Annotated in this window: 9 protein-coding genes and 1 riboswitch; of the genes, 3 read left to right on the forward strand and 6 right to left on the reverse strand. The window is 38.9% G+C overall.

Annotated elements, in window-relative coordinates; translation table 11 throughout:
- Nucleotides 1-46: 46 nt before the first annotated feature.
- From AABI99_RS16880 to AABI99_RS16890, 3 genes are all read right to left on the reverse strand, one after another.
- Nucleotides 47-1876 (reverse strand): TonB-dependent receptor, encoded by a 1830-nt coding sequence (locus AABI99_RS16880; protein WP_338367263.1) that lies wholly within the window; start codon nucleotides 1874-1876, stop codon nucleotides 47-49.
- A 36-nt stretch (nucleotides 1877-1912) separates the two neighbouring features.
- Nucleotides 1913-2076, reverse strand: a riboswitch (cobalamin riboswitch).
- 82 nt (nucleotides 2077-2158) lie between these two features.
- Complete coding sequence (locus AABI99_RS16885; protein WP_338367264.1) at nucleotides 2159-2941, reverse strand: ABC transporter substrate-binding protein; 783 nt, start codon at nucleotides 2939-2941, stop codon at nucleotides 2159-2161.
- A 198-nt stretch (nucleotides 2942-3139) separates the two neighbouring features.
- Nucleotides 3140-3622 carry a YajQ family cyclic di-GMP-binding protein gene (locus AABI99_RS16890; protein ID WP_338367265.1) on the reverse strand — a complete coding sequence of 161 codons (483 nt, stop codon included), beginning with the start codon at nucleotides 3620-3622 and terminating at the stop codon, nucleotides 3140-3142.
- 150 nt (nucleotides 3623-3772) lie between these two features.
- Here AABI99_RS16890 and AABI99_RS16895 point away from each other — a divergent pair, with 150 nt between their 5' ends.
- Nucleotides 3773-4126 (forward strand): VanZ family protein, encoded by a 354-nt coding sequence (locus tag AABI99_RS16895; protein ID WP_338367267.1) that lies wholly within the window; start codon nucleotides 3773-3775, stop codon nucleotides 4124-4126.
- Nucleotides 4119-5021: a 2-dehydropantoate 2-reductase gene (locus tag AABI99_RS16900; protein ID WP_338367268.1), complete on the forward strand. Its 903-nt coding sequence runs from the start codon at nucleotides 4119-4121 to the stop codon at nucleotides 5019-5021. Before AABI99_RS16895 ends, AABI99_RS16900 begins: the two co-directional genes overlap by 8 nt.
- 24 nt (nucleotides 5022-5045) lie before the next feature.
- Here AABI99_RS16900 and thiI read toward each other — a convergent pair whose 3' ends face one another.
- Together thiI and AABI99_RS16910 are read right to left on the reverse strand one after the other, a co-directional pair.
- Complete coding sequence (gene thiI, locus AABI99_RS16905) at nucleotides 5046-6503, reverse strand: tRNA uracil 4-sulfurtransferase ThiI (protein ID WP_338367269.1); 1458 nt, start codon at nucleotides 6501-6503, stop codon at nucleotides 5046-5048.
- Between the two features lie 97 nt (nucleotides 6504-6600).
- Complete coding sequence (locus AABI99_RS16910) at nucleotides 6601-7254, reverse strand: TetR/AcrR family transcriptional regulator (protein WP_338367270.1); 654 nt, start codon at nucleotides 7252-7254, stop codon at nucleotides 6601-6603.
- 174 nt (nucleotides 7255-7428) lie between these two features.
- Here AABI99_RS16910 and coaD point away from each other — a divergent pair, with 174 nt between their 5' ends.
- Nucleotides 7429-7920, forward strand: coding sequence for a pantetheine-phosphate adenylyltransferase (gene coaD / locus AABI99_RS16915; RefSeq protein WP_338367271.1), 492 nt, complete (start codon nucleotides 7429-7431; stop codon nucleotides 7918-7920).
- Between the two features lie 41 nt (nucleotides 7921-7961).
- On the opposite strand, the gene AABI99_RS16920 is transcribed toward coaD, so the two are convergent.
- Nucleotides 7962-8162 carry a hypothetical protein gene (locus tag AABI99_RS16920; protein ID WP_338367273.1) on the reverse strand — a complete coding sequence of 67 codons (201 nt, stop codon included), beginning with the start codon at nucleotides 8160-8162 and terminating at the stop codon, nucleotides 7962-7964.
- Nucleotides 8163-8456 lie beyond the last annotated feature (294 nt).

An 8456-nucleotide genomic window follows, 5' to 3' on the forward strand; every position in this document is an offset into this window, starting at 1 on the left:
TAAAAAGCCCGATATAAATCGGGCTTTTGTATATTAAAAAACGCGATTAAAACTGATAGCTAGCGCCAGCAAAAAAGCGTCGCTCTGGGGTGTTGTAGTAATACACCTCACCGCTTGTAAAATCAGCTCTTGAGTCAACTACATTGTAATCTCTGTCAAATAGGTTCTCTACCCGAAGCGACAGTTCAATATTATTGTTTACACGATAGTTACCCGCTAAGTTCCAAAGTGTATATGACCCTAGGCGTGTTACAGCTCCATTGCGATCACTGCGATATTGCATATCAATGCGCGCATCAAAATTACCAAACTGCTTTGCGATTTCCCAGTTAGCCATGCGCTTGGCAACATTGCGTAGCTCATCGCCGGTTTCTTGGTTTTCGGCACTTAAATATGCAAAATTAAAGTGGCTATCAAACCCTAAAATTTGCTGTGTAAGACTAAACTCAATCCCTTCATAGCGCGCTTCGTTTATATTAGCTAGCGCAAAGTTTTCATCGTAATCAATTTTATCTTCAATATCGTTTCTAAAAATGGCAACATCGACCTGTGCACTGTCAAAATTAACATTTACACCAAACTCGCGGTTTGTTGATTTTTCAGGTTGCAGATCGGGATTACTAAAATTCGGGTAGTATAAATCGTTAAACGTGGGTGCTTTAAAGCCCGTGCTTTGACTAATTCTAAATGTTGAATTTTCAGATAAATGATAACCGGCCGCTGCAGTATAGGTTGTTTCATCGCCAAATTGCTCATCGTCGTCTTGGCGAAGCGTTAAATTGGCAAGCACAGTATCGGTATCGTAGTAAGCCCCAACAAACACAGCTAATACATCGCGGCTATCTTCATCAAATGCTTGAGAGCTGTGTGACACATCATCGTTATACCAATTAATACCGCCGCTAATATTAAGCGCATTTGTTAGGCGATATTGGCCGTTGTAATCTACTTGTGCGCGCTTGGTAATAAACGTACTAGTTATTGGCCCACCAGTAAAAGAGTCAACATAGGTACTGTCAGAATCATCGGTAGCAAAAGCAACGTCTATAGCATGAGATTGGTTAGTGTAGCTTTTACTCCAGCCTGCGGATAACTGATAGTTTTTAAAATCCCCTCTTTCAACGGTGCTCGTTGCAGGGCTAAAGCTGCTATCGTACTCTGCATAGCCTTCACTGTACTGACCTAGTAGCTTAAAGTCGCCGTAGTGCTCATCACTGTAATTTAATTTAAAACCTAGATTTTTATTTTCATAGCCATCATCATCTGGAGCAACACCTTGTAATGCGTCAAAGCCATCTGTTTTTTCAAAACCGGCGTTAAAAGCGCTAGTCACATTAGCCGATTTAACAGAGCCCGCTACTTGATAGTTTTGATAATCATCTGAGCCAACAGTAGCATCTAAAAATAAATTATCAGCTTCACGCGTTATTATATTGATTACACCAGCAAGTGCGTCTGAGCCGTAAACTGCTGCACGTGAACCTTTAATAATTTCGATACGCTCAATGCTGTTTAAAGGTACGTTATTAAGTGATTTTTGGCCAGCCGTTGCCGAGCCCGTGCGTACACCATCAATTAAAATTAGCGTATCGCCAGAGCCTGTACCACGCAAAGACACACCCGCGGTTTGGCCAAAGCCACCATTAGGGTTAATTTGAAAACCCACTTGTGTGCTTAGCAGCGTTGGTAAGTCACGTACGTTGCTTGCATCTATTTCAGCGCGCTCAATAACATTAACGCTTGCTAAAACATCGTTAATTGATTGCTCAAATTTATTAGCAGTAACGGTAATTTTTTCGATTGAATTATCTGTAGCAGACACAGAAAATGACAGCGCAGCAGATACTGCAACGCCAAGAGTTGTTTTATTTAACATGATGGTCCCTATCTTTGCCCACCGCAAAGATTTAAGTAAGTAAGATCACTTCAAGGCCGGTCTCCGGACTCAGTAAACACATAAATGCGTGAATACTTTACCGTTGCGGGGGCAGTGTTGGGGTTGTAATCATCATGATAACGCACCAACTTCCCGATTATCTTGCTGTATGTTTTAATACCTTAAAACCAATACACTGTATTAAGCAAGCACCCTGAAAATAGGCTGTTATTGTGAGCAGTTTGTTTACAAATGTCAACGGACGTCTATACAGCTAAAAACTCAGTTATTTATTGTAAAACTTGAAGTTACGCCATAAGCGTTTAGCAAAGACTTGATTTTTGGTTTTATTTTAGGCGAATTTAATAGCTTATCCATTTGAATTTCTGAGATATTACTTCGATTCGGGTTAATCAAAAAATGCGTATCGTAAGTACCATCGGGTATATTGCTTTTATAGAGTAAGTCCATGTTAAAGATATTATTATTTTTAAAATATTGATAAGCAATGCTATTTAAAACCCCTACCTCAGCACGCTTTAGTAGTAGCATTTTAACTACGTTAAACTCATCAATAGTCAAACTCACTTGATGTTCTTCAGCTAAAAACTGCGTATCATTATTAAAATTAGCAAAGCGGTACGAGTAACCTAATACACCCGCCTTTGTGAGTGCGTTTAAATCATCAAAGTAGCTTTGTTCTTTTGTATTTTCTGATAAGGTATAGAGCTCGTTTTTAGTGATTACGTAAAACTGAGTTTGCTTTACAGAACTTCTCGCCGATTCAGGGAGCCATTGCAATGCCATTAAAAATAACAAATCAAACTCACCTAACTCGACCCATTTTTTTAGTCTTTTTACAGGAAGCGAGTTGAGCACGAAGTTATAGTCATTTTGAGATTCGTTTAATATTTTAATAAATTCAGGTGCTAAACCTTCTTGTTTTTCTGCATTTATAATAACTGGGAAATAGCCATCTTCAACCAATACATCTACATTGATTGGCTTAGCCACAGCATTTTTACTACACGCCATAAAAATTATAAATATAACTAACTTATACATTCAAAATCTTCACTATAAATCGCTAACCTAACATCACTACTAAGAGTAGACTAAATACATCCAGTTGCTTGGAAGCAAGCTTAAATGGCCCAGAAATAGTTTTTGAAGTCATCATTAGCCGTTTTTTACGGCTAAGCAGGTGGTATTGCGGGTTTAAATGTGTAGTTATTAACTCCACATTTAAACCCCTACATCTCGTTAATCGCGAAAGTTTTTAAACTGGAAAGGCTGGCCTAAATCGGCACCGCGTACTACTTGCATAGCAGCTTGTAAGTCATCACGTTTTTTACCCGTTACACGCACTTCTTCACCCTGAATAGCAGCTTGTACTTTTACTTTTGAGTCTTTAATGGCTTTGACTACTTTTTTTGCTACATCTTTTTCGATGCCTTGTTTAAGTGCAACATTACGATACACGTTTTTACCAGCACGTGTGATCTCTTGCAGATCTAAGCTCGCCACATCCATTCCGCGCTTAGATATTTTAGCGGCTAAAATATCAAATAACTGCATTACTTGCTGGTCAGCTTCAGCTTTTAGCTTAATGATTTTGTCGTTTAGCTCAATCGAAGCATCAACACCTCTAAAGTCAAAACGCGTGTCTAACTCGCGATTTGCGTTATCTACTGCATTTTTAGCTTCGTTCATTTCCACTTCTGATACGATATCAAATGAAGGCATTGGGTTCTCCTAACTATTAATTCTAAATTTATGCGCTGATTATAACGCTAAAATTATAAATCTTTACATTTTTCTGCCAGTTGTTCAGGTGCGATACTAATTTAGTTTGGTATACTGGCGCCTCTTTTTTAAGCGGTTTTAGGATTTATTGTGACACGGCGTGTTTATCAGGCAGTTTTTTTAATTAGCATTGTGGCTTTTACCCTTTTATTTGCTAAAGAAATCAAAGGCGGCGTCACTAATTTATTTCCGCACGTTGATAAAGTTGCCCACTTTGGGGTGTTTTTCATACTCGCTATTATTATGGACAAAGCCTTTAAACTTCCGCTTTATACGCAAATATTGTTACTAGCAGGTTATGGCGCGGCCATAGAAATAATGCAAGATGCGCTACCTTATAGGCAAGCGTCTTTAGGTGATTTTATTGCCGACTTTGCAGGTGCTGCCACCTACTTTTTACTAAGAACCATTTTTACTCCTCGAAAAAAGAACCCTTATGGCTAATATTCTTGTTATTGGCGATGGCGCCATTGGTTTATTACTAAGCCACTTTTTATCTCAAACTCATAATGTTCATGTATTAACTCGCAAAGCCACAGCAAACACGCGTTTTTACTGTAAAGCAAAGCAACCTTCGCAAAAAATTAATGCGCAATTCATTACCCTCAAACAAATGTGTGAGCAGCCAGCGTTTGATATTGTTATTTTTGCTGTAAAAGCTTTTCAGGTGCAGACGGCGTTTACCCAAGTTAAACCCTTTCTTTCACCTAATAGTATATTAATTGTCTCGCATAATGGCATGGGTAATGTAGAGCAAATAAACGAGCAACTTAATAAACAGCATGCGTTATATTTTTTAACCACCAGCATGGCAGGCTTTAAAACAAATGACTTTATAGTACAGCACACAGGTGAAGGTAAAAGCGTGCTAGGCGCTTGTAACTCCTTGGCAAGCAATTATCACCAAGCGATGTGTGAACAATTGCAAAACGTACCGCAGCTAAGCTATTGTGCTAATATTGAGCAGCTCAGATTTGAAAAATTATTAGTCAATATTGCCATTAACCCGTTAAGCGCACTGTATGATATTAAAAATGGTCAGTTACGTGCCCCTTATTTTAATAGCATTATTTTTAACTTATTAACGGAGGCATGCCAAGTAGCGCATGCTTTAAAGCTTGATATTAAACTGGTCGATGCGCTCAACAACGCTTACAACGTAATGACGCTAACTGCCCAAAACTACTCTTCGATGCATCAAGACGTTGCGAATAACCGACAAACCGAAATAGACGCCATTTGTGGCTATATTAGCCAACAAGGGAAGCGATTAAGTATTAACACACCGCAAAACGATGCCCTACTTGCTAAAATTCAGGCAAAAAAAAGCGTGGTATAAACCACGCTTTATCATAAATCGTTATTACGGGCGGTAAACTTTGACACCCGTAAAGCCTGCTTCGTGAAGAATAAGCGCCTGCAGTTGGCTCATAACCCCTCTTTCACAATACAGGTAATAGTCTTTATCTTTCGGTAAGTCACCAAATTTAGTCGCTAAGCGGAAAAACGGTAAGTGCACTACATCTATGCCGTCAATCTCAAGCGGCGCTGCATCTTCCTCCTCCGGTGAGCGAATATCTACAACCACTGCGCCTGCTGGTAAATCAACGACCGACTCAGCTTCTTTAAGCTCTTGCTTTGCTTCTACGTCTATATCTCGCACATCCATAATACGCGCATTTTCGACAACTGTATCTAGCACATCAAAGTCAAACTTTGCTTCTTCAGCTTTAATAACATCAATTTTAGCTTTTACCGTTGGCTTTTTAGATATTACGCCGCAGTATTCAGGCATGGTTTCGGCCATTTCCGCGGTGCCAATTTTACGTGCAGTATTAATAATTTCTTGCTTATCGTGCTGAATAAGTGGACGCAAAATAAGGGTTTCTGTTACGCGGTCAATCACACTTAAATTAGCCAGTGTTTGGCTAGACACTTGACCAATACTTTCACCGGTTACAAGTGCTTGAATATTGAGTTTTTCGGCAACTTGGCTACCCGCACGCATCATCATACGTTTTAGTACAACACCCATTTGGCTGTTTTCTACGTTTTCTAAAATCTCAGCAACAACGGGTTCAAAATCAACCGTGATAAACTTAACTTTATGGGTAGAGCTATACTTTTTCCATAAGTAGTAACTGGCTTGCTTAACGCCAATTTCGTGTGCTGCACCACCTAAATTAAAGAATAAAAAGTGCGTGCGAGCACCTTTGCGGATCATCTGATAACTAGCTACCCCTGAGTCAAAACCACCTGACATGAGCGAAAGTACATCTTCTTGTGTTGGCAGCGGGAACCCTGCCATACCAAGGTGCGTTTTAGTAACAATGTATGCTTTATCGTCTCTGACTTCTAAACGAATAGTCACTTCTGGGCGGCTTAATTTAACGCGCGCACCTTCAACGTGTTGGTTTAAACCACCACCTACGTAACGCTCTAAATCGGTAGAAGTAAAATCATGTTGCCCTATACGTTTTGCACGTACACAAAACGTTTTACCTACAATAGTGTGCCCTATCAGATCTATGGTTTTTTTATAGATATCGTCAAGCGTTGTGAAGTCTGTTTCGGTTACTTCAATAAATTGCACAATACCTGGAATGCGCTGCAGGCAGTCTATAAAGTCTAGGCGTGTTTGTGCATCATCAAGCTTAGTCACAACCGAAATATTATCCCAGTTGTTTCTTACTTGTACTTTTTCGTCAACACGGCGCAACATAATTTTTATGTTATTCTCTAACACTTTAGTAAAGCGTTTACGCACCGAACGGCTTTTAATGGCAATTTCAGGATGTAGTTTGACGATAAATTTAAGCATAGTTCACTCTTAGACTGCGGGAATTCGCGCTCCCAGGCATTGGGCGCGCGATTATAGCAAAAATTTTTGCGTCTAGGAACTAACCAGCTAACAGCGGTTAAGCAAGTGTGGGGGCTTGCTCTGCAAGTTGGGTGTATTTTTCACGTAACTGATTCATTTTAAGCATGCTTTTTTCGGTGCTGTAAGCCCTAAATAATGCTAATACTTTTAAAATGCCATGATAAATATCTTGCTCGGCTAAATTACCACTGAGCCTGCGCGCTTTAATATATGGAGTCCAAAAACTAACGGTTAGCTTAAGCGTATGGGCAAGCTCAAGCGCATCTTGCTCTTGTATTGCAATCATTTCATTATCGCGCAGACCTAAAATAACTTGGCGAACCTGCTCTAATAACGTTGCCTGAAAATCTATGTAGGCTTTTTTTAAGCTTTCATCCCTTGAAAGAATATCGCCTAAATTGTCGTAAAAAAAGTGATACCGCCACATCAGCTCAAATAAAGAGTCTAAATAGGCCGTTAAATGATCAAACGCATCATCGGCAGCTTCAATGGGTTTAAAATGAGTGTGTAAATGCTCGCTATAAAGCGCAAAAATATGACGGATAATGTCTTCTTTATTTTTAAAATGATAGTAAAGATTACCCGGGCTCATCCCTAAATGTGATGCAATGTGATTGGTTGATATTGCACGTTCACCGTGTTCATTAAATAACGAAATACTGGTGTGTATTATTTTATCCTTGGTATTCATATGCGACGACTCAAATTAACTTATAAACTACATTACACTAAATATCGGCCTTGCAGTATAAACAAATCGGGTTGGTTTAAATACCATCATTATTTACTATTTTAAAAACACGCTAAGCTGATTTGTGCTACAAACACTGATAAACTACTAAAAAAATAATAGTTAGTGAACAATATGAACGTTACGGCAATTTACCCTGGTACATTTGACCCTTTAACCAATGGCCACACAGATTTAATTCAGCGTGCTGCTAAAATGTTTAGCACCGTAATTGTTGCCATTGCGCACAACCCCACTAAAAAGCCATGCTTTAGCCTAGATGAGCGAGTTGAGTTAGCCAACAGCATTTTAGGGCATTTGAGCAATGTAAAAGTGATTGGCTTTTCAGGTTTACTTGCCGACTTAGCTTTTGAGCATAAAGCCGATGTACTTATTCGCGGTATTAGAGCTGTTTCTGACTTTGATTACGAATTTCAACTTGCAAACATGAACCGCCGCCTGAACCCCGATTTAGAAAGTGTGTTTTTAACACCTTCTGAGCGCAACTCCTTTATATCATCAACCTTAGTTAAAGAAGTGGCTCGCCATAATGGCGATGTAAGCGAGTTTGTAAGCCCACTTGTCGTTGATGCTTTAAAACAAAGGTTAGGCTGTGGCGCAAACTAAATAAATGTATTAAGCGCACTTTTGGTGCGCTAAATTACAAACTACTTTTTAGCCATAGCGTGTAATTGATTGCGGTTAAATAAAGCGCGTTTAAGCTTTACTAAGCCTAAAATATCTTTATTTATAATTAACACAAGTGCCATTGCTAAGTCACTCGAAAACTGTCCAACCCCATAGCCACCAATAGTCATAACTAACCAACACAACATAGTCGTAATGCATGGCCATATGTAATATCGCATTTAACGTTAAACCAAAAAGAAGATAATAATAGGCTGTAGCCTTGGAATGTTTGTAATTACATGAGAGACAAACAAGCGTGAAAATGGTAAGTAAATCTGCAATTACTCAATCTAAATATATTGAACCGGTTAGAATAAATGATGCTTTGAACATACATAGGCTAAATGTGTAAGAGAGCATCATAACGAAAGAAATATGCATGACATGCTTATTTCGGCGATTTATTGTACCAGCGAAATTATACCAATCGACTTAAAAATTTGATCTAATATGCGTATTCAAACTTATTCTTT

It is taken from the genome of uncultured Pseudoalteromonas sp., from assembly GCF_963922945.1.
Lineage (GTDB): Bacteria > Pseudomonadota > Gammaproteobacteria > Enterobacterales > Alteromonadaceae > Pseudoalteromonas.